This is a genomic window from Ruegeria profundi, from assembly GCF_020171505.1.
GTDB classification, from domain to species: domain Bacteria; phylum Pseudomonadota; class Alphaproteobacteria; order Rhodobacterales; family Rhodobacteraceae; genus Ruegeria; species Ruegeria profundi.
Window position 1 is genome coordinate 645,808 of the sequence record NZ_JAIUZS010000003.1, and the last position, 26,356, is coordinate 672,163.

The following is a 26,356-nucleotide window of genomic DNA, read 5'->3' on the forward strand; positions in this document are numbered from 1 at the left end:
CCTCGTTGTGTGTATGGATACCCTCGCGCGCGGTTCAGGCGCAAGCGGTTAGGCGTTGTCGTGCGACCACATCGGTGTGCGGTACGACATGCGACGGACCGAGCCGGTTTTCGACCGCATCAGCAGAGTGGTGGTTTCAACCCAGCCGGGCTCGCGCTTGATGCGCGGCAGCAGCGAACCACCGGTCACGCCGGTTGCGGCAAAGATCACGTCAGCGGTAACCATCTCATCGCGGGCATACACGCGGTCCAGATCGGTGATGCCAGCCTTGGCGGCGCGGCTGCGTTCGTCATCGTTGCGGAACAACAGGCGTCCAAAAATTTGACCGCCCATGCATTTCAGCGCGGCTGCGGCCAACACACCCTCGGGCGCGCCGCCTTGGCCCATGTACATGTCGATACCGGTCACTTCGCTTTCAGCACAGTGCATCACTCCGGCGACGTCTCCGTCGGTGATCAGACGTATTGACGCCCCGGTTTCGCGCACCTCGGCGATCATCGCATCGTGACGTGGGCGTTCCAGGATACAGACGGTAATGTCAGACGGTTTACACCCTTTGGCCTTGGCCAGAGCCTCAACACGTTCACGCGGGGTCATGTCGAGGGTCACGACCCCCTCGGGAAAGCCCGGGCCAATCGCCAGCTTATCCATGTAAACGTCAGGGGCGTGCAGCATCGATCCGCGCGGGCCCATGGCAATGACGGTCAGCGCGTTAGGCATATCCTTGGCGGTCAGGGTTGTGCCTTCAAGCGGGTCCAGCGCGATGTCCACACCGGGGCCATTGCCTGTGCCAACCTCTTCACCGATATAGAGCATCGGTGCCTCGTCACGCTCGCCTTCGCCGATGACCACGACACCCGCGATGTCCAACAGGTTCAACTGTTCGCGCATGGCGTTCACGGCGGCCTGATCCGCCGCTTTTTCATCGCCTCGTCCAACCAGCGAGGCCGAGGCAAGCGCGGCCTGCTCTGCGACACGCGCCAGGCCCAAAGACAGCAGGCGGTCGTTGAAATCAATCTTGGCAGCACTCATTTTTCACTATCCTCAGGTCACTTTCGGTTTTTATCTCGGCATAGCCCGCGTTTTAGGTTTACCGCAAGTGTCAAACCTCTTCGATGCGCAAGGCGACGGGTTCGTCTGCCACCACATCGGCATTGCGGAAGCCTTCCAGCGCGATATCCAACGTCGCCCGTGTGGTTTTGTGGGTGACGATCAGGACCGGGGCTGTGCTCTCGGAATGACCGTACTGGCGCATCCGATCGATTGAGACACCTGCATCCCCCAGAATGGCCGCCACTTTGGCCAGCGCGCCGGGTTTGTCGAACAATGCAAGGCGTACATAATAGGGGGCGGGCAGTCCGGTCACTGCGGCCTGCGCATCCTGCAACGAGGTTGCGGGGCGGCCAAAGGTCGGAATTTGCAATCCGCGCGCCAGATCGCACACATCGCCCATGACGGCGCTGGCGGTGGGTCCTTCACCGGCGCCGGGGCCGCGCAGAACGACCTGTTCGACGGAATCGCCTTCGATCACGACCATATTTGTGCCGCCTTCCAGTTGCCCCAGGGCCGATGTGCTGGGCACCAGACAGGGTTGCATCCGCTGTTCCAGACCGCGGGCCGATCGCTGGGCGACACCCAGCAGCTTGATGCGATATCCCATATCGTCTGCCTGATGGATGTCTTCCAGGCTGATCTGCTGAATGCCTTCGATCTGAATGCCGTCAAAGTTCGGTTTGGTCCCAAACGCGATCGAAGACAGAAGCGCCAGCTTATGCGCCGCATCAATGCCGCCGACGTCAAGGTTTGGGTCAGCCTCAAGGTATCCCAACTCGGCGCATTCTTCGAACAGAGCGTTATAGCCCAGTTCCTGTGACTGCATCCGGGTCAGGATGTAATTGCAGGTTCCGTTCATCACGCCCATGACGCGCTTGATCTCGTTTCCGGCCAGCCCTTCGGTCAGGGATTTGATGACCGGAATGCCCCCTGCAACGGCTGCTTCGAACCGGATCACGCGGCCTGCGGCCTCGGCCTTTTCGGCCAATTCCTGACCGTGGATCGCCAGCAACGCCTTGTTGGCGGTGACTACATCCTTGCCGCTGGCCAGTGCTGCCTCGACCGAGGCTTTGGCCGGGCCATTCTCGCCACCAATCAATTCCACGAAAACGTCGATATCATCGCGTTTGGCAAGCGCTACGGGGTCTGACTCCCACGCATAGTCTGACAGGTTTACACCGCGGTCCTTTTTCGCATCACGTGCGGAAACGGCAGTGATTTCGATAGGCCGACCAGTACGCGCCTGCAGTAGGTCCGCATGGCGGCGGATGATCTTCACGACACCCACGCCAACTGTTCCCAAGCCCGCAATTCCCAGCCGCAGCGCCTGTGTCATCCCGTGGGTTCCTTTCCGCTCGAAAATTTCCGTTGCACCGGGCCTATCGCCCGTTCAGCGCTGCCTTATCGGGTTCGACGCTAGGGTGCAATGCGTCGCGGTCCGAACTGGGGTGAATCCCAAGGGGTCAGTTGATTTCAGTGTTTTGGAGGTCCTGCGACTTTTTCTCAAGCGCTTCGCGCCGCGCCTTCAAATCTTCTTCTACCTCTGCCGCTTCGTTCGCTGGTTCAACCGGGGGTCCAAGTGCCTCTTGCAGGGGAATAAGCTTGGGATAGCGGGCCGATCTGAGCTCGGGTGGTTCGCTTCCTTCCAGCTCGGGGAAATCTGCGCAGCCAGCGCAAATCAACACCAAGATCAGCAACGGCAGACGCTTCATACGGAACCCTTTCAAGGTCGATCCTAACCGTGATGCACCTTTTGTCGCGCTGGTTCAAGCGGGCTTCTATTTGAACATGCGTTCAGATACTGTGAGGTGATGGCACGCACTCAAGGTTCACATTCCGATATTACCGGCCCGCGTATCCGAAAAGCGGCGTTGGGATTGTTCGCCCGCCACGGTTATGCGGCGGTATCCATGCGCCAGATCGCGGCCGAGGTCGGGGTGCAGGCCGGGGCGCTGTACAACTACACGCCGGATAAGCAAAGCCTTCTGTTCCACCTGATGCATGAGCACATGCAAGAGCTTTTGTCAGCTTACGGCGAACTTGCGCAGCCTGAAAATGCCTTTGAGGCGTTACACCAGTTCGTAAGGTTCCACATCCGGTTCCATCTTGAGCGCCCGGATGAAGTATTCATCGCCTATATGGAACTGCGCAATCTCACGCCCGAGAACTTTTCGAAAATCGAAGCCTTGCGCCGTAAATACGAAGACGCGTTGGAGGCCATCCTGCGCCAAGGGCAGGGGGCCGGTCTGTTCGATATTGCGGATACCAAGGTCGCCACCCTTGCCGTTATTGCCATGCTGAACGGGGTGATGACCTGGTATCGCGCCGGTGGTCGTTTGTCTCTGGACGAGGTTGAGCAGAATTATTGGGATATGGTCCGCCGCTCGGTCTCGGCCTGAAAGACCTAGTGTGCCGGCTGGATGAAGGTTCCGTTCCGCAACTCGCGGAAGGCTTTTTCAAGCTCTGCCCGCGTGTTCATGACGATCGGACCGTGCCAGGCGACAGGTTCGGCAATTGGCGCGCCTGAGATCAGCAGGAACCGCACGCCTTCAGGCCCGGCCTGCACGGTTATCTCATCCCCGGTGCCAAACCGGACAAGCGTTCTGTCGCCGGACATGTCACGGATGTTCACCTCTTGCCCCGCAACTTCTTTTTCCAGAAGGACCCCGGTGGGTTGCGAGGCGTCTGCAAAAGCGGCCTGACCTTCAAAGATATAGGCAAAAGCGCGACGATAGGTGTCTATTTGAAAGGTCTTCTTGACGCCCGCCGGAACGCGAACGTCCAGATATTGCGGATCGGCGGCAATCCCGTCGACAGGGCCGGTCTTGCCCCAGAATTCGCCCACAATTACGCGAACAGTTGTTCCGTCATCATCGGTAATTTCGGGGATTTCTTTGCTTTGCACATCCTGATAGCGCGGTGCCGTCATTTTCTGCGCCGAAGGCAAGTTGCCCCACAGCTGGAACCCGTGCATCTGACCGGTGGCGTTACCTGTTGGCATCTCTTGGTGCAGGATTCCGGATCCGGCAGTCATCCATTGAACGTCACCTGCGCCGAGTGTCCCGCTGTTGCCCAGCGAATCCGAATGCTCGACCTCGCCTGCAAGCACATATGTGATCGTCTCAATCCCGCGATGCGGGTGCCAGGGGAAACCGGCCTGATAATCACGCGGCCGCTCGTTCCGAAAGTCGTCAAACAGCAAAAACGGGTCAAGCTCTGACGGGTCATGAAACCCGAAAGCACGGTGCAGCTTGACGCCTGCGCCCTCAAGTGCGGGGGTGGCTTTGCGGGTTTCCAAAACTGGTCGTAGGGACATTGTGGCCTCCAATAGCTTTCGCATGCATGTAAGATAAGCATGATGAGGGTCAATCAGCAGAAATAAACGGTCACTGTGCGGGAATCTGCCCCTCTGTCATTTCCGGATCAAAGCGGCTAAACCCTCGGAAAAATCGCAGGGGTTCACATGCAACAAGACGTACTGGCCACTATTAAACCTTCACCTGCAAGACGCTGGCTGGGTGTTGGCATGCTTAGTATTGTCGGCGGATTGGTCCTGTTCGTGGCCGTTACACGACCGCCTGAGCCGATGTGGCTGATTTTCCTCATTGCAGTAGGGACGGGAACGTTCTGGCTGGCATACCGCATGTGGCAAGCGACCTCTGATTCGATTGAATTGACAGAGACCGAGCTTCGAACCGGGACAGGGCGCCTCATTGCGAAAGTAGAGGATATCGAAGCCGTCGACAGGGGCGTTTTCGCGTTCAAACCGTCAAACGGGTTTCTGCTAAAAACACGAAATAGCGCAGAAAACAGTTGGGATCCTGGCCTGTGGTGGCGTTTGGGGCGCCGTGTTGGCGTCGGCGGAATGACAACGGCCGCCGAAACCAAGTTTGTATCCGAAGTACTGACAGCCCTGATTACGCAGTACAGCCCTGTTCAGAAAGATTATCCGCGGTAATCTGGTCGGCGATGCGCGGTCGGGTGAAGATGAAATTCTCAAATCTATAGTCCGTATTCATCCACGGCGGTTTGATCGTCCACTCATAGTTGTTTACTGTCTCGACAATGATCAAAGGCTCCAGATCTGACAGCGGCGGAAGGCGGTCTCGCAAGGCTTCTATATTAACGTTGGTCCAGGTTTCTGCGAATCCACAGCTTGTCGACCAGTCAACGACCAAACGGTCTTCATCCTCTTTGTACCTAATGAAAGACAGGCGCATTCTCATTTCGGATTCGTTATTCACCATTCGTTGCATCAATAGGTGCATGGAGGATACGTACGTGTCGTTTATTCCATCTTTTTCGCGCGAAATCAGATCACTGACCGTGTAAGCCGCCTTCAGATTTGCTGTGCTTTGGCGAAACCCGTCGTAGAAAGTATAAGTAAGCGAGACGGTGTATACAAACAAAGGGAATATCAACAGAGCTTCCACAGTGAGGGCACCATTTTCACGCCGTAGCCATCTGCCTAGGAATTGACGGGTATTCAAGAAAACACGCAACATATCAAGGCTCCTGAACGAAAGCAGTGGTTGCTGTAAGTGCGATCAGACCGTCATCATTTTGCAAGGCACGGCCCATTGATGACGTCGGAAAAACCGGATCGACGATTGCGCAAGCACGCAGGATCATAAGTTCATTCGGCGGGCCATTCGTGAATTCACGGACGGGTTTAGCCTCTTCCGACCGGTCTGTGCAGTCCGGTTCCGCTGGAAGCGTGACGCCGGTAAATGCGCTCTGACGGATCATCTCTAACTGCAAGTTGTTACTGCAATCATCGATGACCAAAGTCTGTTCACAGATCGCCTCTTTGATTTGGTCATGGGTCGGCCCTGACCCGGTTCCAAGCCGGATATCCCGAACGACCAGGTCAACAGACCGTTCAAGCATCGACTGTTTGACCGTTACCAACGCGTACTCCACCGCACATAAAATGAAGGCTAGATACAATGGGAACAGAATGACGAATTCAACCACCAGACTGCCCTCTTCCGAGCGGCGGAAGCGGAGTATGTTATCCCAAGCTCGGCGTGTCATTGGGTCAACTTCAAACGTTTGATCGATGCCGCGATCGATTCGAACACTTCTTCAAGGGTCAAGTTGTTGGAGCCGAGCGTTCCATCGCTGTTGACCTTGTATACCGTGCTGGGTTTGCTGGCGCAGTCTTCGATCGTGGTCACCCCGACCGGAGGTGCCTCGAACGCGATTCCGTATACGATCACGCCTTTATTCTTGGCAGCGGCGCAAATATCGGATGTCCGTGTGTTTTTGGTCGACGAACCGATAGAGTTATACGCTCGGTTGTAATGATTTCTGATGTTATTGTCTTGCCAAGCATAGTTGTATTCAGCGTTCCAGCGCAGCGAAACGCGGTTGAACAATTGCGGGTAGGTCAGGCGAATGGGATCACCAGCTTGCGAATCCTTGTCGCCGTAGCGGTGGTCTTCGTATTTTCTCTGACGCGTCCAGTAGTAACGCGGCGGGTCGCCCGGATCAGATATCCGTACGCTGTATTCGCCCTTCTTGCCGTCCCAGTGAACGTAGTCAGCGTTGAACCACACATCCGAATTCCCTTCGCGCAAAGAGCTTTTGAGCCTGTACTGTGACGTGTTTTCGCCATCGGTAAAGACGATCAGGATCTTCTGAACATCATCCTCATAGTTCTTGGGGCGATCTTTGAAGGTCGCTGGAACAATTGTTTTTGTCGAAGACGGGCTTACCGTTTCTTTCGACAACTGGTTGATGATGCCCTGGAATTCAGGGTCCAGCAGCGCCATACCCCATTTCACGCCGATATCGATCGAGGTATTGCCGAAAGCAGTCAGGTCGTCGATACGCGCATGCAGATCGGCGACGACGTTTGTATGTGCGGTGATTTCGCTGCCGGGACGTGTCGGGCAAGTGGGATAGCGGTTTTCTTCCCATGGATTTCCACTTGACGGTCTGTAACGATCGAAATGGGCCGTCCGCTGATACGACAACGTCGGATCCAAAGTTGCCTGTCGAAAATCTGACCCGCTGAAATTCACGCAGTGCGAGTAACTATGTTCCGACGTGACGTTGGTAAACTTGCCCAGTATATCCTCACCAGCGTTCACCTGCGTGGCGTAGGGGATGATTGAGATCGAGATTTTGTCAGGGTTTTCCTTCGAATACATCTCGGTCACGAAGGTCTTGGCCGCCTTGCGCAGAACTTCGATCTTGGTTTTCCCTTCGGTGGCTGAGGCCCTGTTCATCGAGCCGGACATGTCCAGAACCAAAGAAATCTCAACAGAACCGACGGATTCCTCGGCCGTACTGGCAACGTTTGCCGTCAGGGTATCAATGCCGGAAAACCGCATGAAGTGCGTTTGGACTACCGTAGAGGCCGTAGCACTTACCTTCCTGGAGCCGATGCCTTCGACGACCACCGGCTCTCCCGTAAGTTTGTCCGTCAGACCTGACTTTTCCATGTAGGCTTTAACCACTGACGCTGGCGGTTGTTGTTGCTTTAGGTTGGCAGACGCAAGAACCGCACGGTCAAGCGTGCCCTGAAGGTTTGCTCTGTCGCGCTCAAAATGCATGATGTCGACACCGATGCCCGTTGTCGCAAACATGACGATCAGCCCGATAATCACGAACAGTGTAAAGACGGCGCCATCTTCCTGCTTGGCGAAGATGCTGGCGAAACGACGCGCTTTTGAGAGGTTATTCTCAACTTTATGTGCGCCACTTTGAAATATGCGCTTTTTCATATTCACGACCTCGCTGAGCAGACATCCGCACTGCTCGGGAAAAAATAACTTTCAGAAAATTATCGCCGAAACGTGGCGGGATTTTGGCGAAAAACCCGCTGACGTGGTCGATTTGCCTGAAAAAGCTGGATAATTTGTGGGCATCCTGCGGATCTGTTTTCGAATGGGCGACAATTATGGCTGCATAGTGCGGGACCGGCGACTCAGGGCCAAGTGGGCTTTTCTTTCCTGATTTTCGGGTTTTATTTCTGCTTAATTATTGATCGTTAACGCATTGGGTGCGACAAGACGTCAGAACGCATGTCGTTCGCTGGCACGGAGGACTCAATGACGGCCGTTAAAGAACCCAGTTTTCGCGAGAGTGTGGACCTTATGTTCAACAGGGCAGCGTCCCTGATGGATTTGCCTCCGGGGTTGGAAGAAAAAATCCGGGTCTGCAACGCCACTTATACCGTTCGGTTCGGTGTGCGCCTGCGTGGACAGATTCACACGTTCACCGGTTATCGCTCGGTTCATTCCGAACATATGGAGCCGGTCAAGGGTGGTATCCGATACGCGATGGCCGTGAACCAGGACGAGGTTGAGGCGCTGGCGGCCCTGATGACCTATAAATGTGCTTTGGTTGAAGCGCCTTTTGGTGGCTCAAAAGGGGGGTTGCGCATTGACCCCAGGCAATACGAAGAGCACGAGTTGGAGCAGATCACGCGGCGGTTTGCCTACGAGCTGGCCAAGCGGGACTTGATCAATCCGTCTCAGAACGTTCCTGCGCCTGATATGGGCACAAGCGAGCGTGAGATGGCCTGGATGGCAGATCAGTATACACGCATGAACACCACTGACATCAACGCGCGGGCCTGTGTGACGGGCAAGCCGTTGAATGCGGGTGGTATCTCGGGCCGGGTTGAGGCGACAGGGCGGGGTATTCAATACGCGCTGCGCGAGTTCTTTCGCCATCCCGAAGATGTGCAGAAGGCAGGTCTGTCGGGAAAACTGGACGGCAAGCGCGTGATCGTTCAAGGCTTGGGGAACGTGGGCTACCACGCCGCCAAATTCCTGAGCGAAGAGGATGGATCAAGAGTTGTCGGCATCATCGAATGGGATGGGGCGCTTTATAACCCCGAAGGGATCGATGTCGAAGCTGTCCGCCAGTGGATTGTGAAACACGGCGGTGTAAAGGACTATCCCGATGCGACACATTCGGTCGATGGAGCCACGGTTCTTGAGGCGGAATGCGATATTCTCATTCCGGCTGCGCTTGAGGGTGTCATCAACCTAACCAACGCTGAGCGGATTAGGGCACCTTTGATCATTGAGGCGGCCAACGGTCCAGTGACGGCAGGCGCAGATGAGATTCTGCGTGACAAGGGCACGGTTATTATCCCCGACATGTATGCGAATGCCGGTGGTGTGACGGTGTCTTATTTCGAGTGGGTCAAGAACCTCAGTCATATCCGGTTTGGCCGCATGCAGCGCCGTCAGGAAGAGGCGCGGCACGAGTTGATTGTCAGCGAATTGGAACGGTTGGACCGTTACCTTGGCGATGCATGGTCGATGTCTCCGGATTTCAAGGCAAAGTATCTCAAGGGCGCGGATGAGCTGGAATTGGTGCGGTCGGGTCTCGACGACACAATGCGCATTGCCTACCAGTCCATGCGCGAGGTTTGGCACGACCGCGACGATGTGGCGGATTTGCGCACGGCGGCGTATATCGTGGCCATTGACCGAGTCTCGAAAAGCTATCGCGCCAAGGGGCTGTGATCCTTTGGACTGTGGCGGTTGGGTGAAAGCCCAACCGACTGCAGTGCTGGTCTGCCACGACCGCGGGTGCGTGACGAAAAGGGTGATAGCAGACGGTCACTCGGGCAGGTAAGCTGCCGGGAAAGAAACGATTCCGGGAGACTCTTATGTTGCGCACCGCCCTAGCTGCCTTTGTGCTGCTGGCCACACCTTTGGCGGCCGAAGAAACGAAAGAACAAAGCTGCCAGTATCAGGCCGATGTCGTTGCGGCGATTCAAAAGGCCCGGCTGGACAGGGTCAAAGAACGCGACGTGCCACAAGCGGTGGCTGAGACGTCGCCTGCGTGGCCAGAAAACTACAATGCTGCGATCCCACTGATTACCCCTTGGGTGTATGAGCAAAAGATGCGTGATGTGCGCAAAAAAGATTTGGGCGCGGCTTGGTTGGAGCTTTGCCTGCAACAATAGTCCACAGGGCGGCGATTTCTCTGTGGACAAGTGCGCGTCGTACTCTTGGCGCGCGTTTACATTTCTGCGAAGCTTGAACCATGTCACTGCCCCCCGGATTTCTTGATGAACTGCGTACCCGGCTCAGCCTGTCTCAGGTCGTTGGGCGCAAGGTTATGTGGGATCAGCGCAAGTCCAACCAGGGCAAGGGCGATATGTGGGCGCCGTGCCCGTTCCACCATGAAAAGACCGCGTCTTTCCATGTCGATGACCAAAAGGGGTTTTACTACTGCTTCGGGTGCCACGCCAAAGGCGACGCGATCAATTTTGTGAAAGAGACCGAGAATGTCTCGTTCATCGAAGCGGTTGAGATTCTGGCGCGCGAGGCAGGAATGCCGATGCCCGCCCGCGACCCGAAGGCGCAGGAAAAGCAGGATCGCCGCTCGCAACTTGCTGACGTGATGGAGCAGGCGGCTCAGTTTTTTCGCTTGCAACTGAAAACTGGGGCAGGGGGTGCCGCGCGCGATTACCTGACCCGCCGCGGGTTGGACGCGCAGGCTTTGGAGCGATGGGAGATTGGGTTTGCGCCGGATGGGTGGCAAGCCCTTTGGGATCATCTTCGCGGCAAGAGCATCGAGGAAGATCTGATCCTTGCCGCAGGGCTGGCGAAAACGTCAAGCAAGGGCAAGAAACCCTACGATACTTTCCGCAACAGGATCATGTTCCCGATCCGCGATCCGCGTGGGCGTTGCATCGCTTTTGGCGGTCGGGCGATGGACCCCAGTGATAACGCCAAGTACCTGAATTCGCCTGAGACCGAGTTGTTCGACAAAGGTCGCAGTCTTTACAATCATGGGCCCGCACGGCAATCGGCTGGCAAAGGGCAGCCCTTGATCGTCGCCGAAGGTTACATGGACGTGATTGCGCTGGCCGAGGCCGGGTTCGGCGCGTCGGTGGCTCCTTTGGGCACCGCGATCACCGAGCATCAGCTGCAATTGCTGTGGCGCATTGCGGATGAGCCGATCATCGCCCTTGACGGTGATACCGCAGGTCTGCGCGCCGCGATGCGCGCTGTTGATCTGGCGCTACCGCTTTTGGAGGCCGGCAAATCTCTGCGCTTTGCCCTCATGCCAGAAGGAAAGGACCCTGATGACCTGCTGCGTGCCGAAGGGGCAGGGGCGGTGCAGGCCGTGTTGGATGGGGCCATTCCGATGGTCAAATTGCTGTGGCAGCGCGAAACCGAAGGCAAGGTGTTTGATAGCCCCGAGCGTAAGGCGGCACTGGATAAGGTACTGCGCGACAAGATAAAGCTGATCCGCGACCCGTCGATAAGGTCTCACTATGGCCAAGAGATCAAGGACCTTCGCTGGAAGCTTTTCCGCCCGCAGCGCCAAACTCAGGGCCGGCAATGGCAGCCGCGTGGTAAATGGCAACCACAGAAACAACCCGCAACACCCGGCGCGCGGGCCTCATTCCTTGCATCGTCCGAAAATGCGGAAATCCAACTACGGGAAGCTGCCATTCTGGCCATTTCCATTTTGAATCCGCAGGTTGTGGTGCAATTCGAGCATCAGTTGGAAGATATGGAATGCCGTGATCCTGATCATGCGGCGCTGCGAAACGCGATCCTGCGCCACGCGATAGATGATCCAGACAACCTTAAAGACCACATCGCTGCATCTTTGGGGCCCGAAGCCCTTGAAAACCTGCTGGCCCTTCGCCATGTCGCAGTGATCCCCTGTGTGTATAAACCGGGCGACGTTGAAAAGGCCGAGATGACGCTGGCCGAAGAACTCGCAAAGATCAAAGCGCTCCGGGGGTTGGATGCAGAGATTGCCGAAGCCGAAGAGGAGCTGTCTGATCTGGCAGATGAGGCGTTGACATATCGTCTGGCGCAAGCCGCCGAAGAGCGCAACCGCGCAAGCCGGAGCCAGAATGAGGACAGGGCCGTTTTTGACGTCGCGGACAATGGTGCGCGCATTAATCGCGACGAAAAAGACGCGTTTGAGGCGATTATGTCGGGAATCAATTTCGAACGAAAACGCCGTTAAGGTGGTGTTTTCGTAAGGCACTGGAAAAGAAAAACAGGTAAACGGGTAGCCGAATCATTTCTACGCGCTAATGATTCGGTCAAACGAATCACCCATCCCTGCAGGAGCATTGAATGGCCGCCAAGGATACGAACGAAGACCGCAAATCCGACGAGCAGGAACAGGAAATCTCGCTGGATATGAGCCAGGCCCAGGTCAAGAAGATGATCGCTGAGGCCCGCGAAAAAGGGTATATCACCTACGACCAGCTCAATCAGGTTCTACCACCGGATCAGGTCAGCTCGGAACAGATCGAAGACGTCATGTCGATGCTGTCCGAAATGGGCATCAACATCATCGAAGATGAAGAAGCCGAAGAAGAAGAAAACAAAGGCTCGACCGAACTTACCACGACCGAAAGCAACCGTGAGGTTGCGTTGGCTGGTGCTGCCACCGAAAAGCTGGACCGCACCGATGACCCCGTCCGCATGTACCTGCGTGAGATGGGTAGCGTCGAACTGCTGAGCCGTGAGGGCGAGATTGCCATCGCCAAACGGATTGAGGCTGGGCGCAACACCATGATCGCAGGGCTGTGCGAAAGCCCGCTGACCTTCCAGGCGATCACCATCTGGCACGACGAACTTCTTTCCGAAGACATTCTGCTGCGCGACGTCATCGATCTTGAGGCCACGTTTGGCAACCAGATGGACGAAGATGGAGATGTCGAAGAGCCTGTCGTTGACACATCTGTCGTTCAGGCCGCAAAGCCTGCAAAGGAAGAAGGCCCAGAACTGGACGCAGACGGCAATCCGATCGCCAGCGATGATGACGATGATGAGGACGATCAGGCCAATATGTCGCTGGCTGCGATGGAAGCCGCGCTGAAAGATCAGGTTCTGACCACGCTTGAGCGTATTTCAACAGACTTCTCGATGCTGTCGGAAATGCAGGATAGCCGGATTTCCGCCACGTTGAACGAAGATGGTTCGTTCAGTGCGAAGGATGAAGCAACCTATCAAAAGTTGCGGGCCGAAATTGTCGAACTGGTGAATGGTCTGCATCTGCATAACAACCGGATTGAGGCGCTGATCGACCAGCTTTATGGCATTAACCGCCGCGTCATGTCGCTGGACAGTGCGATGGTGAAGCTGGCGGATCAGGCGCGCATTAACCGTCGCGAATTCATTGACGCCTATCGCGGCCGCGAACTGGACCCGAACTGGATGGCCGAGATGGCTGAAAAACCGGGCCGGGGCTGGCAGATGTTCATCGAACGCTCGACCGACAAGGTCGAGGAACTGCGTAACGATATGGCCCAGGTCGGTCAGTATGTCGGTCTGGATATCAGCGAATTCCGCCGTATCGTACAGCAGGTTCAGAAGGGTGAGAAGGAGGCTCGGCAGGCCAAGAAAGAAATGGTCGAAGCCAACCTGCGCCTTGTGATCTCGATTGCTAAAAAATACACGAACCGCGGCCTGCAATTCCTGGATCTTATTCAGGAAGGCAACATAGGCTTGATGAAAGCGGTGGATAAGTTCGAATATCGCCGCGGCTACAAATTCTCGACCTACGCGACGTGGTGGATCCGTCAGGCGATTACACGGTCGATTGCGGATCAGGCTCGTACGATCCGTATCCCGGTTCACATGATCGAGACGATCAACAAACTGGTTCGGACTGGTCGCCAGATGCTGCACGAGATCGGTCGCGAGCCTACGCCCGAGGAGCTGGCCGAAAAGCTGCAGATGCCGCTTGAGAAGGTTCGGAAGGTGATGAAGATCGCCAAAGAGCCGATTAGCCTTGAAACACCGATTGGCGACGAGGAAGACAGCCAACTTGGCGATTTCATCGAGGACAAAAATGCGGTTCTGCCTCTGGACAGCGCCATTCAGGAAAACCTCAAGGAAACGACCACACGGGTTCTGGCGTCACTTACTCCGCGTGAGGAACGTGTCCTGCGGATGCGATTTGGCATTGGTATGAATACCGACCATACGCTTGAGGAGGTCGGCCAACAATTTAGCGTGACCCGCGAACGTATTCGCCAGATTGAAGCGAAAGCGCTGCGTAAGTTGAAACACCCCAGCCGGTCGCGTAAGCTGCGGTCCTTCCTGGATCAATAATACCAAAGGCGCCTCATTCGAGGCGCCTTTTTTCGTTCACAGAAGGTCACGTTGACCGCTTTTCCGGTAAAATTGGCGGCAACTCACAAGGCGAAGTCAATACGTCCCTTTATATGTCTGATGTCCACTCACGGGACAGGCCGGGGCGAGGCTGAGTTGCTCATGACCCCCGGTCGCCCGATTCAAGACCCCCCCGTAAAGTTCAGTCGACTGCGGAACGCACTGGGGACTTGACCAGTCCAGCGTTTGAAGGCCGTTGAAAAGGCCGGCTGGTCGGCATAGCCAAGCGCATAGGCGATTTCGGACAAAGGCATGCCATTGGTGATAAATGTTTGCGCCAGATCGCATTTCAGGTCATCGACGATTCCGCGATAACTGGTACCCTCGTGCTTGAGCCGCCGCGCAAAGGTGCGGGGACTCATCCCCAGATCGGCGGCAGCCTCGTCCGCGTTGATGATCTTGCCAGGCATCGACCGTGTGATCAGCCCTTCGACCTGAGCACGAAGCGGCTGCTTGGGAGATTTTCGCTCGGCCAGAACGTGCTCGGCATATTGCAGAAGATGCGCGCGCAGGTTTGAATCGTAGGTGGGAATGGGCAAGTCTAGCGTGGACACGGCCACCACGATTTCCAGCTTTTCTGCGCCAAAGACGATTGGAAATCCTGCAAGTTTTTGAAACCTTTCGCTGTTTCTGCCTACTTCGTGCTGAAACCTGATCTCGATCGGATAGAAATTTGACTGCGTGAGGGTCCGCATACGGGCCAACCCAGCGAAGATCAGGAATTCGGTCCTTCGGTGGTAGCGGGCATAACTGGCATCCTTCCAATCAGCTTCGATGGTGGCGAAGTTCCCGGCCAATCGCAGGGTGAAGGCGATAGCGGGGTCAATGATTTGGTGAAATCGCGACGTGTTCTCGATGACTTGCCGTAAGTCACGTGAATACTTGCTTATATATGCCGTCAGGCTGGACGAGGCTGAAAACTGCAACCCGGCTTGCGCCGCGAACGTGATATCGCCCACTACATCGCACGCATATCGTGCAAACAGGGCCTCTTGGTGGGCGCTGCACATGGACGTAGAGTCAGAGAGTGCGCTGCGGCTCAGCTTGCATTTTTCGAGAATGCGATCCGACGCTTCAGTGCCGTTAGTTTGTTGATCAAGCACGCGGGTCAAGAGTTGAAGGCGGGCGATATCAACTTCCATGACCTTCTCCACTGTGCTTTCAATCTGCTTCCCGCCAATTCGACGGAAAACACGGTGTGATAATAAGTCTAGATCAATTGACTGAAATTCGAATGGTTCTGGCAGTTAAAAACAAGAAAAAATTACATATTCAGGTTGTCATTGCCTTTGGCAAAAAATCTGTTCCGTGTTTGGGTGGGTTTTGGGGCATGCCGATGCAGATTTCGCCCCCTCGTCAGTCCCGGCTGAATTCCTTGTGATTGGGCTTTGTTGGGTTTCAAAGCAAGCTACGTCGTTACGTACCTCGAAACAGCAAAAGAGTATGATTATGAAAAAGCTTATGACTTATGTGGTTTTTGCGGCTGTCGTGCTCGGCACTCCGGCTACAGCATTTAACGGCCGTTTGGGCTTTCAGACGGTTGCGGTGAATGACTCGGTTTTCGAAGTGATCCCGCGCGGCCGAACGGATACGGATGGGTATTGGTGCGCGGCAGCAGACTTTGCCCGCAGAACGTTGGGGGCAGGCTGGCAGCAGCGCATCTATGTAAAGCGCGGCTATGGTCCTAGCGAGGCGACAGGCCGCAGAACGGCGGTACAATTTACGCTGGTCGCACCAGAGGGCGCCCCGCAGCAGTCAAGCGGCGTTTTCTCTTCCGGATTTCAGCCGGGATACAGTATGTCTGTTCAGGCTGCCAATGCCCGATGCAGAGGCCGCCCGTTCATCAATTAACAAAGATCAAACAAAGAATGCAGACCGAGTTCGAGTTATCGACGCAGGGTCCGGGGTTGTACGAATTTACCTCGGACGTGCGTGACTGGCTAAAGCCCATCGCGCGCGATGGGCTTCTGACGCTGTTTGTCCGACATACGTCCTGTTCACTGCTTGTCCAGGAAAACGCCGACCCCGACGTGCAAACAGATTTGCGGGTATTTTTCGAGAGGCTGGTGCCACCGTCCAACCATCCTTCCATGGCTTACCTGCGGCACACGTATGAAGGCCCGGACGATATGCCAGCCCATATCAAGGCCGCGCTGTTGCCTGTTTCGCTTGCGATACCCGTGACGTCTGGGCGGCCTGTTCTTGGCACATGGCAGGGGATTTATTTGTTTGAACACCGTAGCGCACCGCATAATCGAAACGTCGCTGCGCATTTTTCGTGACCCCTTTATTTAGCGGTGAAAAATTCCGACTACCCAAATCCTAGCGGGTGTCCTATAGTTGTGGATAAGTAAGCCGCAGCGCTTACAAAAGAGGCGGAACAAGGGACGAGGAGACGGCGGATGCGCTGCCCGTTTTGCGGAAATATCGACACTCAAGTCAAAGATTCACGCCCGGCAGAGGATCACGTCGCGATCCGCAGGCGTCGGTTTTGTCCCGCTTGCGGGGGGCGCTTTACCACGTATGAACGGGTGCAACTGCGTGACCTTGTGGTTATCAAGACCAACGGTAAGCGCGAGGATTTTGACAGGGACAAGCTGGAACGCTCAATCCGGATTTCTATGCAAAAACGTCCTATCGACCCGGAGCGCATCGACCAGATGATTTCCGGGATCGTGCGTCGTCTGGAAAGCATGGGAGATACGGATATCCCGTCCAGAAAGATCGGTGAGATTGTGATGGAAGCTCTGGCGCGGATCGACACCGTGGCCTATGTTCGCTTTGCGAGTGTATACAAGAATTTCCAGGCGGCCGATGACTTCGAGGAGTTCGTCCACGAACTGCGACCGCCGCAGCCTTCGACGGACGAGTGAGCGAAACAGATAAGCGATATATGGCGCTGGCCTTGTCATTGGGTCAGCGCGGTCAAGGGACGTGCTGGCCGAACCCGGCCGTAGGTTGCGTTATTGTGCGCGATGGCCGGATCGTTGGGCGTGGCTGGACGCAACCCGGTGGTCGGCCACATGGCGAAACACAAGCTTTGGCCCAGGCCGGAGAGGCCGCGCGCGGGGCAACGGCCTATGTCTCGCTTGAACCTTGTGCACATCACGGCAAAACACCCCCGTGTGCCGAGGCGTTGATCAAGGCGGGTGTGGCGCGGGTTGTTTCCGCGATCGAGGACAGCGATCCACGCGTGGCCGGGCAGGGCTTTGCTATGCTGCGCGAAGCGGGGATCGAGGTCACTACCGGTGTTCTGGCCGAACAAGCCGCACGCGATCACGCGGGGTTCTTTCTTAAAACAGAACAAGGTCGGCCATTTGTAACGCTCAAGCTGGCCAGCAGTTTCGATGGCCGGATCGCCACTTCAACCGGGCACAGCCAGTGGATTACCGGGCCCAAGGCGCGGCGGGCTGTGCATGCCATGCGGGCCAGTCATGATGCGGTGATGGTCGGAGCGGGCACCGCCAGGGCCGACGATCCCTCGCTGACGGTTCGCGATCTGGGGATTTCGACACAGCCAGTGAGGGTTATCGTCTCGCGCCATCTGGATATTCCCTTGATGAGCCAACTGGCACGAACAGCGTCTGATGTGCCCGTCTGGCTGTGTCATGGCCCGTCCCCCGACCCAGAACGTGCCCGAGCGTGGGAGGGGTTGGGCGCCCGTCTGATCCCCTGTGCGCTTGAAGAACATCACATAGATGCAGCCGATCTGTTGCAGCAATTGGGGCAGGCTGGCCTGACGCGGGTATTTTGCGAAGGTGGCTCGGCGCTCGCAGCTTCTTTGTTGGCCGATGACCTTGTGGATGAGCTGGTCGGCTTCACTGCGGGCCTGACCATCGGGGCAGAGGGCTTGCCCGCCATTGGGTCGCTTGGTTTGGAGCGATTAGAGTCGGCCCCTCGTTTTGAGCTGATCGAGGCCCGCGCCATCGGGCCGGACATTTTGCATCGTTGGGCGCGCGCGCTGCGCTAGCGCCGCCACAAACCTGCATGCGTGGCAAACAAACCTTGCAGCTTGGACAACAGGCGAAGTGACAGGCCGCCTTTGCGCTCATATCCCTCGGACAGGCGTTGCAAGGCGACCTCGGCAGGGCAGGGTAGCCCCGTGGCCGGGTCCAGATATCGTGGATAGTCAATCAGTGCGGCATGCGCCAACCCAAGAACAGAGGGCCGTGCGCCCCGTCGTGCAGGCACTGTTCCCAAATCATTCGTTAGCCCCCAGCCGGCATAGAAAGGCGCGCCAAGTGTCGTCACACTGACCCCACGTAGTAGCGCCTCGAACCCAAGCAAGGATGTGATTGTCCAGACCTCTTGCACGTGAGACAACAAGTCAGCCGGATCGGTATTCGATGCAATCACATCGGCAAGACTTGGGTCATCAGGCCTGCCTTCGCGCAGTCCGGCCTCAACATCCGGGTGAGGTTTGTAGATCAGGACGGCGTTTGGATTTGCTTCGCGCGCGGTGCGCAGCAGGTCGGTATTGGTGCGCACTGATGAACTGCCAAGCAGGATTGAGGCATCGTCTTCGACCTGCCCCGGAACTAGAATACGGTGTCCTTGGGGCAGATTTGGGACAGCGCCCCCAGTATTGTACTTGCTAATCCCGCCCGCGATGATCCGCGCCACCAACCGTTCAGCCCGCAATTCCTGATCTGGGCGCAAGGTTTCGCGCGCGGCTATCCACTCTTCCAACTGGCTTGGCTGCGTCGGGTCGTAATAAATACCCAAATCATCTGTCGCCAACGACACAGGCGGCACCAGTCTGGCACCCAAACCTTTTGACCGCAGAAACCCGTCCTCGATCCGAACTGCGCCTTCCGCTTCGCGGGCGTGGCTGGCCCACACCATGTGGGGGCGGTCAGACCGATCGGGAGGGGCGTTGGTAAATTGAACTTTTCTCTCGCGGCCGAACATCTGTTGCAGGTGTTTGCGCTTCCACAACCGCATGCCGGACGCGGTCCAGCCCTTGTAATCCTGACGCCATGCGCGTGTCTGCGCTTCGAGCGTATCCAGCACGGTTTCCAACTCGCATAGCCTGTCCCGATAGGGGTCGTACCATGTGGGGTATAGGATCATCGCCGCTGCAAACAATTGCGCTCGGGTCAGGTTGCGCTGTCGGCGTGGAGGGAATGCCTCATCCTGCGTCAGCCCCCAGCCAGCATAGAAGGGTTGGCCAAATATGCGGGGCTTGTGTCCGGCCATGATGGCCTCAAACCCGAGTTGAGAGGAAAGGGTGTAGACGCCGACTGCGCCCTCTAGCAAAGCCCATGGGCTTATGGGCGTCGTGACAAATGAAACGCGATCAGACAGGTCTTGATCCGAGAAATATCCGCTGCGATGCCCTGCAACGGTTTCGGGGTGTGTCTTGATCAAAACGCGGGCGCCGGGGTTTTCCTCTTGCGCCATGACCAGCATTTCACGAAATCGCGCGTCATCTCCTGCGCTGGCAATGACCGAGGCATCATCCCGTGCCTGATCGACCACCAGAACATATCCAGGCTTGGGGGACGGTAATTCCGGATCAACGGCAGAGTATTTGCTAAGATGCAGATCGCGCATCCTTTCAGCCCCGTACCGAGCCTGGTTCAACAATGCGGTGTCGTCCAGCGGATGAGTTGCCAGCAGGGTTTCAAGATCCGATGGCTGCGAAGGGTCAAAATGCACGCCGGTTCGATCAATCAGCAAGCCCAGAGGGGGCTCTCCACCCCGCCCCGGATGCAATGAGCGCAAAAAGGCGTCTTCGACCTTTAGAACGGGCACCTTCCGTCGGGCCGCTATTTCCAGGCCACGGTGCGCTGTTGGACTATTCCCCCAGATGCCAACAACATCGTTTTCCCGGGGCAATCCCAAGCGAATGTCATAGCCTTTGAGGTTGAGTATCCGACGAATGCGGCGGTTCGTCAGAAAGCCGCCGTTGTAGACAAACAGCCGGGTTCGCTGTGTCCCGGCTGTTGGCTCACTCTGCATCAGCCGCCCGTCAGCGTGGCAACGTTTGCAACCGGCGTCAAACCACCTGCAATCAGTGAAATCGACTTGCTCCACTGTGCGTACGGAGCTTCGGTGACGTAAATCGTGTCGTCGTCGCGGATAACGAAATCCCTTGCGACAAACAGCCCATTGGGTGCGTTGAGGTTCAGAAGGTAGATCATGCGCTGATCGCCCTGCAATTCCTGACGGCCCATAACGGCGCGGGCAATGTCTTGCCTTTCCTTGCGCAGTACAAAAATCCCCGTGGGGTCCGAGGACAAAGATTGCAGACCGCCGACTTGCGCCAGCGCCTCAAGCGCGGACAGGTCCTGCGTGTCAAACGCCACGCGTGATTGACCGGTTGCCCCAAGTGCGATGTATGTTCGGCTGTCTGCCTCGACCAGAATGCGATCCCCGCCACGCAATGCGACATCAAGTTTGGGGTCGCGGACCAGATCGTCGTACCAGACTGTTCCGCGTTCATTGCCGCGGATCAGGGTGACAAGGGCGATATCCGCACCCAGCGATACACCTCCGGCCCTTGACAGCATCCCGGACAAGGTGCGGCTGGGTCGCTCAATCGGATAGAGTCCCGGCGCTCCGATTTCCCCGCTCAGTGAAACCGTTGCTCCATCACCTGCAAAACGGCGCACCTCGACTTGTGGGTCCGGTGTTTGATCTTGCAGTTTGTCGGTGATCAGCTGGCGAAGCTGTTCTGGGGTATTGCCAGCGGCCCGAATGCGTCCGGCATAGGGCACGAAGATAAAGCCTTCGCTGTCGACCTGCACCTGCTCTAGCACGGTGGCTGAGCTCAACTCACTTGACAGCAAGCCATCATCTACGTTTTCCCAGACCGTCAGGCTTACTACATCGCCTGCGCGTACGGTGTCGGCGGCCAGACTTTGCGCGCTGCGGAAAGTATTCGGGAACCCGAACTGGGGAACAGCCGCAGCCGCTCTTGCGACGCGATCGTCGACCTCAACCACGAAAGCATTACCGCCATTTTCGGTTGAGCCTGCCAGAATCTCGTTTTTGTTGGGGCCTGCTTTTGGAAGCTGGCACGCGGACAGCAGACCAATAGCCACCACAAGGGATACCCCCCGTATCCATCGGATTGGAAAACGCTTCACTGCCGGTTATCCTCAGTATTTTTTGTTGTATTCTTTTGTTTGCCAAAGTCTAACCGGATCGTGCACTAACTTCTAGCGCCAACCGTCCAGTTTTACTTAACTATCTGTAACTGTGTCGTCAGCGCCTCTTTCTCGGCCAGTAGGGATTGATAAGGATCGTTTGCATTCAACATCATATCAGCCACGCTACGTGTGAGTTGCCGCCGTCCGCGGCGCGAATAAAAACCGCCCGGAACTTGGCTCGTCTTAAGAAGAAACTGTCGATAGGTTTTATAGGCGTCCTGATCCGGGGGCATCGGGTTAGCAAAAAACGCTGCAAGCGGTTGGCGCGATACGAATTCGGGTTTGTCGTAGACCGATCTGCCAAAAATACGCAGTGGGATACCCCGCCACAAGGCCTGCTGTCCGGCGGTGGAATTTATTGTCACCGCAGAACTTGCGCCGTCCAATAGCTTGGCAAGTTTGCCCCCGGGGACATAATGCACGCGATCTGCAACCCCATGGGCACGCGCCAACTCACGCATACGGCGCCTTAAGGGTTCGCGGTGGTTTTCCAGTGGGTGTTCTTTCACCACAAGCCGGTGGTGTGGCGGGGCACCCTTGGCAAATCCCCCAATCACATCCTCAAGAAAATCGGCCATACTGGTATAGTGGGAATGGGACCGAACGGAACTGTCATGCGCCAATTGCAGCAACGCCAGATGATAGGGGTTCCCGTTCCCAAGCGCGCGCGTCGTGGCCCAGTGACGTTGAAGCCGGTGAAATGGCATCAGCGCCAAACGCTTGAAATATAGTTTGAATTCCTTGGAAACCGGCAGTTCACGATGCCGTCGAAAATTGCGGTAACGCTTGTTCAGGAACATTACAAACCAATGATAGAGCGCGCCGTAAAAGATGTGTTGTCGCATGTCGCCCCAATGCGACGGCGGTGGGGGTGATAGCGCCATGGATTGATCCAGCGCGTGTCGCATCTGGTCCACGTTCAGTGACATAAGACGCGAGTTGCCGTTCGAGCCGAAGCGTTCATATGTCACCCACCAAGGGCGCAGGTAACCTTCCTCGAAGACGTGAACCGTGACCTGTTTACTGCGTGCGACCTGCACGGCTTCGGCGTGAACGGGGCGCGTGTCGCCGTACAGGACGATATCCGTGATGGCGTGTATATCAATCAGGTCGGATAGTGTGGCCCGCCATTGATTGGGCGTGTCGACGTAGGGGATATAGGATGACCTATCAAACCAGAACGCCTGATCCCCTGCGTTGAACCCAACACGCCAAACCTTGGCTCCTGACGCCTGAAGCACACGCCCAAGCCCGTTGAAAAACGGACCATGCGGCCCCTGCAGAAACAGGAAAACACGGCGTTTGTCGCCTGTGGCGTTGGGTGACATGGGTACTGCTCTTGCCTGTTGTTCAGAAAATAATGCCTGTTTCGGCCTTTCACGGCAAGGTTGGGCTTGCCCGCCGCGCTGCATGAGCTTACCTCGGCTGAGGACACTGGACCAGATCAGGAACTAAGGGTTAGCGGAATGTTTACAGGGATCGTCACCGATATCGGCACTGTTACCGAGCTGGATCAGAAGGGCGATCTGCGGGCCCGGATCAGAACGGACTATGACACTGCCGGCATAGATATTGGCGCCTCAATCGCCAGCGATGGGGTGTGTCTGACCGTGATCGCGCTGGGTGATGATTGGTACGACGTTCAAATCAGTGCCGAGACGGTTTCGAAAACCAATCTGGATAGCTGGCAGGTAGGCAAGCGTGTCAATCTGGAGCGCGCTCTGAAGGTTGGTGACGAACTGGGCGGGCACATTGTGTCGGGCCATGTGGATGGCGTGGCCGAGGTGGTGGCGGTGCAGGACGAAGGCGACAGCACCCGCGTCACATTGCGTGCACCCAAGGATCTGGCGCGCTTCATTGCGCCGAAAGGGTCGGTCGCGTTGAACGGAACCTCGCTGACCGTGAACGATGTCGATGATTGTGATTTCGGAATTAACTTTATCCCACACACCAAAGAGGTCACGACCTGGGGAGACGTTTCGGTGGGTGACAGGGTGAACCTTGAGATCGACACACTGGCCCGCTACGTCGCGCGCCTGGCCGAGATGTCCTGAAACAACGTTGCGTCGGGATCACCTGGTGCCGGATGTGCTCTGGCATTTGGCACTCTGGTAGTCTATCCACCCGATCAAACGTGCCCTGTGAAAGACTGCCTCATGAGCTTTGCAACCCCCGGACCCGTCGAGACCCACCTGCGCGACGCGATCAGCCCGATTGAAGACATCATCGATGAGGCGCGCGCGGGTAGGATGTATATTCTGGTCGACCACGAAGATCGCGAAAACGAAGGCGATCTGGTAATCCCGGCCGAATTTGCCGACGCCGAGGCGATTAACTTTATGGCCACGCACGGGCGCGGTCTGATCTGCCTGCCGATGACGGCAGAGCGGATTGAGGCGCTGGGCCTGCCGATGATGGCCGTCAATAACTCGTCCCGCCACGAAACTGCGTTTACCGTGTCTATCGAAGCGCGTGAGGGTGTCAGTACCGGTATTTCGGCCGCTGATCGCGCGCTGACTGTGGCGACGGCAATCAACGAACAGAACACGATGGCGCATATCGCCACCCCCGGTCATGTCTTTCCTTTAAGGGCCAAGCGGGGTGGGGTTCTCGTGCGGGCGGGCCATACTGAGGCCGCAGTAGACATCTCGCGCCTGGCCGGGTTGAACCCTTCGGGCGTGATTTGCGAGATCATGAAACCTGACGGCACTATGGCACGCCTGCCTGATCTGGTGGACTTCGCCAAGAAACACGACATGAAGATCGGTACGATCAGCGATTTGATCTCTTACCGGGCGCGCAACGACAATCTGGTGGTCGAAACCTCGCGCAGCACCGTTACGTCCGAATACGGTGGCGAGTGGGAAATGCGGATTTTTACTGATCAAACCCACGGCATCGAACACGTTGTCATGATCAAGGGTGACATAACATCGCCCGAACCGGTCCTGACTCGCACCCATGCCCTGCACGAAGCACCTGACATTCTGGGTCTTGGGCCAAAATCGTCGCGCGAATTACCGCGCGCGATGGAAAAGATCGCTGAAGAGGGTCGCGGCGTGGTCTGCCTGTTCCGCCAGCCGCGCAATTCGCTCTACGCAGTCGAGGATGAAGGCCCCCGCACCATCAAACAAACCGGTCTGGGTGCGCAGATCCTGTCTAAGATGGGCATTCAGGAGCTGATATTGCTGACCGACTCGCCGAAAACCGTATATCTGGGGCTTGACGCATTTGGCTTGTCCATTGTCGGCACCCGTTCCATCCTCAAGGAAGACTGATCGTGGCTGAACAAGACAAACACGGCGTATTGCCGACCCCGAGCTTTGATAAACCAGTGAAGCTGTTGCTGGTGGTGGCACCGTTCTACCGCGCAATCGCAGATGATCTGATCGCCGGTGCAAAAGCCGAGATCGAAGCCGCTGGCGGCTCATACGAAGTGGTCGAAGTACCCGGCGCGCTGGAAGTTCCAACCGCCATCGCCATGGCGGATCGCCAGTGCAATTTCGATGGCTATGTCGCGCTGGGCTGTGTCATTCGTGGCGAAACCACACATTATGAAACGGTGTGCAACGACTCGAGCCGCGCTATTCAACTGTTGGGTTTGCAAGGTTTGTGCATCGGCAACGGCATACTGACAGTTGAGAATGACAGTCAGGCCGAAGTGCGCGCGAACCCCAAAAAGATGAATAAAGGCGCCGGGGCAGCCGCTGCGGCCTTGCATCTGATCGCACTCAGCCGTAAGTGGGGCGCTTCGAAAAAGGGCGTTGGTTTCAAACCGCCGTCCGAGTCCATCCTTGTGGCGGGCGACAGCAACGGATCCACGACAGCATGACCCAGACAGACGCGCCGAAACCGGCCAATCAGAAACGCCTGATGAAATCTGCCGCCCGGCTTTATGCCGTGCAGGCATTATTCCAAATGGAGCAATCCGGGCAGACAACTGAACAGGTTGTGAATGAGTTTCTGGATTACCGTTTCGGCGCTGTCTACGAAGGCGAGGAAATGTTGGACGGTGATATCAGCGTCTTCCGCAAACTGGTTGAAGACGCGGTGAACTATCAGGCGTCAATCGACCAGATGACCGACCGGGCGCTTGTTGCAAAATGGCCGATCGCACGCATTGACCCGACCTTGCGCGCAACGTTCCGCGCGGCAGGGGCGGAACTGACCCAAAGCGATACACCACCCAAAGTCGTCATCACCGAATTCGTTGATGTCGCGCGCGCTTTTTTCCCGGAAGGCAAAGAACCCAAATTTGTCAACGCGGTAGTGGATCATATGGCGCGCGAAGCCAAGCCCGAGGCGTTCTGACACCTTTACCGCAGCAATAGATGCGCTAACCTTGGACTGTGATGTCAAGGAGGCCCGTCATGCCTAAACTTATTCGTCTATACATTACGCAAACCGCCTGGGGCTTTGTTATCTCAGCGATCTTTGTTGGGGTTCTTCTTGCGCTTAACGTTGCGAACCTGCGCAGCCTGATCTCTGGGTCGGATATTGGGCTGATCGCGCTGGTCATGATCTGGATCATGAACGGGATCGTGTTTGCCGGCGTTCAATTTGCCTATGCGATCATGAATATGGCCGAAAAACCGCAGGGTCCGCGCCGCGGAACGCCTGTGGCTGTCGACTTCAAACCCGCTCCGGTGAAGGTCGAGCAGAGCTGAAGTTTTAGCGAACCACCAAAGACTTTGATTGGCTCTTAATCGATGGGCCTAAGTGGCAGCCGTATTTCTCTATGCGCTGCCACGTACTAAGTGTCATGCAGCTCTGCCATTGCATCACACCGGTATTGGTGGTGCGATAAAATTTGGAATGTGGCGGGACCACCAGTCAACCGTGCGGTGTGATTCCCGAGGACCTGTATGTACAGGTGGGCGCCAGGTAATCAGGCCAGGACCTGAACAGAGCCAGCCCCCTCGGAATTGCTTAAGGCCACCAGAATGCTACCAGTCACAAGAAGGGCAGAACCCGCCAAGCGACTAGTTAGGGCGTGTGCCGGTCGAGTGCAAGTGG

At 56.6% G+C, this 26,356-nt stretch carries 26 protein-coding genes; 15 read left to right on the forward strand and 11 right to left on the reverse strand.

What is annotated here, in order from left to right; all coding sequences use genetic code 11:
* Positions 1-48: 48 nt before the first annotated feature.
* From glpX to LCM21_RS09110, 3 genes are all read right to left on the reverse strand, one after another.
* On the reverse strand, positions 49-1,032 hold the full coding sequence (glpX, locus tag LCM21_RS09100) for a class II fructose-bisphosphatase (protein ID WP_224890313.1): 984 nt from the start codon (positions 1,030-1,032) through the stop codon (positions 49-51).
* A gap of 70 nt (positions 1,033-1,102) precedes the next feature.
* On the reverse strand, positions 1,103-2,389 hold the full coding sequence (locus tag LCM21_RS09105; protein WP_224890314.1) for a homoserine dehydrogenase: 1,287 nt from the start codon (positions 2,387-2,389) through the stop codon (positions 1,103-1,105).
* Between the two features lie 127 nt (positions 2,390-2,516).
* Positions 2,517-2,780: a hypothetical protein gene (locus tag LCM21_RS09110; RefSeq protein WP_224890315.1), complete on the reverse strand. Its 264-nt coding sequence runs from the start codon at positions 2,778-2,780 to the stop codon at positions 2,517-2,519.
* A gap of 84 nt (positions 2,781-2,864) precedes the next feature.
* Between LCM21_RS09110 and LCM21_RS09115 the strand changes: the two genes are divergently transcribed.
* Positions 2,865-3,452 carry a TetR/AcrR family transcriptional regulator gene (locus LCM21_RS09115; protein ID WP_224890316.1) on the forward strand — a complete coding sequence of 196 codons (588 nt, stop codon included), beginning with the start codon at positions 2,865-2,867 and terminating at the stop codon, positions 3,450-3,452.
* Between the two features lie 5 nt (positions 3,453-3,457).
* Here the strand turns inward: LCM21_RS09115 and LCM21_RS09120 are convergent, their stop codons facing one another.
* On the reverse strand, positions 3,458-4,369 hold the full coding sequence (locus tag LCM21_RS09120) for a pirin family protein (protein WP_224890317.1): 912 nt from the start codon (positions 4,367-4,369) through the stop codon (positions 3,458-3,460).
* Positions 4,370-4,516: 147 nt separating this feature from the next.
* Between LCM21_RS09120 and LCM21_RS09125 the strand changes: the two genes are divergently transcribed.
* Positions 4,517-5,011, forward strand: a complete 495-nt coding sequence (locus tag LCM21_RS09125; protein WP_224890318.1) for a hypothetical protein — start codon at positions 4,517-4,519, stop codon at positions 5,009-5,011.
* Here the strand turns inward: LCM21_RS09125 and LCM21_RS09130 are convergent.
* From LCM21_RS09130 to LCM21_RS09140, 3 genes are read right to left on the reverse strand one after another with little or no spacing between them, the layout of a single operon-like run.
* On the reverse strand, positions 4,971-5,558 hold the full coding sequence (locus LCM21_RS09130; RefSeq protein ID WP_224890319.1) for a TadE/TadG family type IV pilus assembly protein: 588 nt from the start codon (positions 5,556-5,558) through the stop codon (positions 4,971-4,973). The two genes, LCM21_RS09125 and LCM21_RS09130, sit on opposite strands and share 41 nt — an antisense overlap.
* A 1-nt stretch (position 5,559) precedes the next feature.
* On the reverse strand, positions 5,560-6,090 hold the full coding sequence (locus LCM21_RS09135; protein ID WP_224890320.1) for a TadE/TadG family type IV pilus assembly protein: 531 nt from the start codon (positions 6,088-6,090) through the stop codon (positions 5,560-5,562).
* Positions 6,087-7,787, reverse strand: coding sequence for a pilus assembly protein (locus LCM21_RS09140; RefSeq protein ID WP_224890321.1), 1,701 nt, complete (start codon positions 7,785-7,787; stop codon positions 6,087-6,089). Before LCM21_RS09140 ends, LCM21_RS09135 begins: the two co-directional genes overlap by 4 nt.
* A gap of 327 nt (positions 7,788-8,114) precedes the next feature.
* On the opposite strand from LCM21_RS09140, the gene LCM21_RS09145 reads away from it, so the two are divergent.
* The 4 genes from LCM21_RS09145 (at position 8,115) to rpoD (ending at position 14,123) form a co-directional block, all read left to right on the forward strand.
* Complete coding sequence (locus LCM21_RS09145; protein WP_224890322.1) at positions 8,115-9,545, forward strand: Glu/Leu/Phe/Val family dehydrogenase; 1,431 nt, start codon at positions 8,115-8,117, stop codon at positions 9,543-9,545.
* A 146-nt stretch (positions 9,546-9,691) separates the two neighbouring features.
* Positions 9,692-9,991: a hypothetical protein gene (locus tag LCM21_RS09150; protein WP_224890323.1), complete on the forward strand. Its 300-nt coding sequence runs from the start codon at positions 9,692-9,694 to the stop codon at positions 9,989-9,991.
* 80 nt (positions 9,992-10,071) lie between these two features.
* Positions 10,072-12,021 (forward strand): DNA primase, encoded by a 1,950-nt coding sequence (gene dnaG, locus LCM21_RS09155; RefSeq protein ID WP_224890324.1) that lies wholly within the window; start codon positions 10,072-10,074, stop codon positions 12,019-12,021.
* A gap of 113 nt (positions 12,022-12,134) precedes the next feature.
* Positions 12,135-14,123 carry an RNA polymerase sigma factor RpoD gene (rpoD, locus tag LCM21_RS09160; protein WP_068334388.1) on the forward strand — a complete coding sequence of 663 codons (1,989 nt, stop codon included), beginning with the start codon at positions 12,135-12,137 and terminating at the stop codon, positions 14,121-14,123.
* A gap of 182 nt (positions 14,124-14,305) precedes the next feature.
* Here the strand turns inward: rpoD and LCM21_RS09165 are convergent, their stop codons facing one another.
* The gene (locus tag LCM21_RS09165; protein WP_224890325.1) at positions 14,306-15,325 is read right to left on the reverse strand and encodes a helix-turn-helix domain-containing protein; all 1,020 of its coding nucleotides are present in this window, start codon (positions 15,323-15,325) and stop codon (positions 14,306-14,308) included.
* 307 nt (positions 15,326-15,632) lie between these two features.
* Here LCM21_RS09165 and LCM21_RS09170 point away from each other — a divergent pair, with 307 nt between their 5' ends.
* The 4 genes from LCM21_RS09170 to ribD all read left to right on the forward strand — a co-directional run bounded on the left by LCM21_RS09170 (position 15,633) and on the right by ribD (position 18,153).
* Positions 15,633-16,034: a hypothetical protein gene (locus tag LCM21_RS09170; RefSeq protein WP_224890326.1), complete on the forward strand. Its 402-nt coding sequence runs from the start codon at positions 15,633-15,635 to the stop codon at positions 16,032-16,034.
* Between the two features lie 17 nt (positions 16,035-16,051).
* Complete coding sequence (locus LCM21_RS09175; RefSeq protein WP_224890327.1) at positions 16,052-16,465, forward strand: secondary thiamine-phosphate synthase enzyme YjbQ; 414 nt, start codon at positions 16,052-16,054, stop codon at positions 16,463-16,465.
* A gap of 120 nt (positions 16,466-16,585) precedes the next feature.
* A complete protein-coding gene (gene nrdR / locus LCM21_RS09180) occupies positions 16,586-17,056 on the forward strand; it encodes a transcriptional regulator NrdR (protein WP_068334393.1) in 471 nt (156 codons plus the stop codon).
* Positions 17,053-18,153 (forward strand): bifunctional diaminohydroxyphosphoribosylaminopyrimidine deaminase/5-amino-6-(5-phosphoribosylamino)uracil reductase RibD, encoded by a 1,101-nt coding sequence (ribD, locus tag LCM21_RS09185; RefSeq protein WP_224890328.1) that lies wholly within the window; start codon positions 17,053-17,055, stop codon positions 18,151-18,153. The genes nrdR and ribD overlap by 4 nt, the downstream gene beginning before the upstream one ends.
* On the opposite strand, the gene LCM21_RS09190 is transcribed toward ribD, so the two are convergent.
* The 3 genes from LCM21_RS09190 to LCM21_RS09200 form a co-directional block, all read right to left on the reverse strand.
* Positions 18,150-20,147, reverse strand: a complete 1,998-nt coding sequence (locus LCM21_RS09190) for a capsular polysaccharide biosynthesis protein (protein WP_224890329.1) — start codon at positions 20,145-20,147, stop codon at positions 18,150-18,152. The genes ribD and LCM21_RS09190 overlap by 4 nt on opposite strands.
* Entirely contained in the window at positions 20,147-21,277 is a 1,131-nt protein-coding gene (locus tag LCM21_RS09195; RefSeq protein ID WP_224890330.1) for a polysaccharide biosynthesis/export family protein, read from the reverse strand. The genes LCM21_RS09190 and LCM21_RS09195 overlap by 1 nt, the downstream gene beginning before the upstream one ends.
* A gap of 92 nt (positions 21,278-21,369) precedes the next feature.
* A complete protein-coding gene (locus tag LCM21_RS09200; RefSeq protein WP_224890331.1) occupies positions 21,370-22,668 on the reverse strand; it encodes a capsule biosynthesis protein in 1,299 nt (432 codons plus the stop codon).
* Between the two features lie 138 nt (positions 22,669-22,806).
* Between LCM21_RS09200 and LCM21_RS09205 the strand changes: the two genes are divergently transcribed.
* From LCM21_RS09205 to LCM21_RS09225, 5 genes are all read left to right on the forward strand, one after another.
* A complete protein-coding gene (locus LCM21_RS09205; protein ID WP_224890332.1) occupies positions 22,807-23,394 on the forward strand; it encodes a riboflavin synthase in 588 nt (195 codons plus the stop codon).
* Positions 23,395-23,496: 102 nt separating this feature from the next.
* Positions 23,497-24,618 carry a 3,4-dihydroxy-2-butanone-4-phosphate synthase gene (gene ribB, locus LCM21_RS09210; protein ID WP_224890333.1) on the forward strand — a complete coding sequence of 374 codons (1,122 nt, stop codon included), beginning with the start codon at positions 23,497-23,499 and terminating at the stop codon, positions 24,616-24,618.
* Between the two features lie 2 nt (positions 24,619-24,620).
* The gene (locus LCM21_RS09215; protein ID WP_224890334.1) at positions 24,621-25,172 is read left to right on the forward strand and encodes a 6,7-dimethyl-8-ribityllumazine synthase; all 552 of its coding nucleotides are present in this window, start codon (positions 24,621-24,623) and stop codon (positions 25,170-25,172) included.
* Positions 25,169-25,651 (forward strand): transcription antitermination factor NusB, encoded by a 483-nt coding sequence (gene nusB / locus LCM21_RS09220; RefSeq protein WP_068334406.1) that lies wholly within the window; start codon positions 25,169-25,171, stop codon positions 25,649-25,651. The genes LCM21_RS09215 and nusB overlap by 4 nt, the downstream gene beginning before the upstream one ends.
* 59 nt (positions 25,652-25,710) lie before the next feature.
* Complete coding sequence (locus LCM21_RS09225) at positions 25,711-26,007, forward strand: hypothetical protein (RefSeq protein ID WP_224890335.1); 297 nt, start codon at positions 25,711-25,713, stop codon at positions 26,005-26,007.
* Positions 26,008-26,356 lie beyond the last annotated feature (349 nt).

Coding starts and splice junctions, on each gene's coding strand:
- glpX (WP_224890313.1), bottom strand. CDS start 1,032: ATGAGTGCTGCCAAGATTGATTTCAACGACCGCCTGCTGTCTTTGGGC.
- LCM21_RS09105 (WP_224890314.1), bottom strand. CDS start 2,389: ATGACACAGGCGCTGCGGCTGGGAATTGCGGGCTTGGGAACAGTTGGC.
- LCM21_RS09115 (WP_224890316.1), top strand. CDS start 2,865: ATGGCACGCACTCAAGGTTCACATTCCGATATTACCGGCCCGCGTATC.
- LCM21_RS09120 (WP_224890317.1), bottom strand. CDS start 4,369: ATGTCCCTACGACCAGTTTTGGAAACCCGCAAAGCCACCCCCGCACTT.
- LCM21_RS09125 (WP_224890318.1), top strand. CDS start 4,517: ATGCAACAAGACGTACTGGCCACTATTAAACCTTCACCTGCAAGACGC.
- LCM21_RS09130 (WP_224890319.1), bottom strand. CDS start 5,558: ATGTTGCGTGTTTTCTTGAATACCCGTCAATTCCTAGGCAGATGGCTA.
- LCM21_RS09135 (WP_224890320.1), bottom strand. CDS start 6,090: ATGACACGCCGAGCTTGGGATAACATACTCCGCTTCCGCCGCTCGGAA.
- LCM21_RS09140 (WP_224890321.1), bottom strand. CDS start 7,787: ATGAAAAAGCGCATATTTCAAAGTGGCGCACATAAAGTTGAGAATAAC.
- LCM21_RS09145 (WP_224890322.1), top strand. CDS start 8,115: ATGACGGCCGTTAAAGAACCCAGTTTTCGCGAGAGTGTGGACCTTATG.
- LCM21_RS09150 (WP_224890323.1), top strand. CDS start 9,692: ATGTTGCGCACCGCCCTAGCTGCCTTTGTGCTGCTGGCCACACCTTTG.
- dnaG (WP_224890324.1), top strand. CDS start 10,072: ATGTCACTGCCCCCCGGATTTCTTGATGAACTGCGTACCCGGCTCAGC.
- rpoD (WP_068334388.1), top strand. CDS start 12,135: ATGGCCGCCAAGGATACGAACGAAGACCGCAAATCCGACGAGCAGGAA.
- LCM21_RS09165 (WP_224890325.1), bottom strand. CDS start 15,325: ATGGAAGTTGATATCGCCCGCCTTCAACTCTTGACCCGCGTGCTTGAT.
- LCM21_RS09170 (WP_224890326.1), top strand. CDS start 15,633: ATGAAAAAGCTTATGACTTATGTGGTTTTTGCGGCTGTCGTGCTCGGC.
- LCM21_RS09175 (WP_224890327.1), top strand. CDS start 16,052: ATGCAGACCGAGTTCGAGTTATCGACGCAGGGTCCGGGGTTGTACGAA.
- nrdR (WP_068334393.1), top strand. CDS start 16,586: ATGCGCTGCCCGTTTTGCGGAAATATCGACACTCAAGTCAAAGATTCA.
- LCM21_RS09190 (WP_224890329.1), bottom strand. CDS start 20,147: ATGCAGAGTGAGCCAACAGCCGGGACACAGCGAACCCGGCTGTTTGTC.
- LCM21_RS09200 (WP_224890331.1), bottom strand. CDS start 22,668: ATGTCACCCAACGCCACAGGCGACAAACGCCGTGTTTTCCTGTTTCTG.
- LCM21_RS09205 (WP_224890332.1), top strand. CDS start 22,807: ATGTTTACAGGGATCGTCACCGATATCGGCACTGTTACCGAGCTGGAT.
- ribB (WP_224890333.1), top strand. CDS start 23,497: ATGAGCTTTGCAACCCCCGGACCCGTCGAGACCCACCTGCGCGACGCG.
- nusB (WP_068334406.1), top strand. CDS start 25,169: ATGACCCAGACAGACGCGCCGAAACCGGCCAATCAGAAACGCCTGATG.
- LCM21_RS09225 (WP_224890335.1), top strand. CDS start 25,711: ATGCCTAAACTTATTCGTCTATACATTACGCAAACCGCCTGGGGCTTT.